Annotated in this window: 1 rRNA gene; it reads left to right on the top strand. The window is 56.7% G+C overall.

The window, feature by feature from the left end:
* Nucleotides 1–143: 143 nt before the first annotated feature.
* Nucleotides 144–215, top strand: a 5S ribosomal RNA gene (gene rrf, locus ADK60_RS28530); the annotation flags it as partial.

Genomic DNA, 215 nt, shown 5'->3' with positions numbered 1-215 from the left:
GAAGCCCTGTGAGGGGTGGAGTTGACCGGTACTAATAGGCCGAGGGCTTGTCCTCAGTTGCTCGCGTCCACTGTGTTGTTCTGAAACAACGACCCCCATTCCCCTTGGCCGGGATTTGGGTGCGGTTGACAGTTTCATAGTGTTTCGGTGGTCATAGCGTGAGGGAAACGCCCGGTTACATTCCGAACCCGGAAGCTAAGCCTCACAGCGCCGAT

The sequence above is a fragment of the Streptomyces sp. XY431 genome (assembly GCF_001279805.1).
Taxonomy (GTDB): Bacteria; Actinomycetota; Actinomycetes; order Streptomycetales; family Streptomycetaceae; genus Kitasatospora; species Kitasatospora purpeofusca.
The sequence above is the reverse complement of the archived record's forward strand: the minus strand, read 5'-3'. Positions and strand labels throughout refer to the sequence as shown.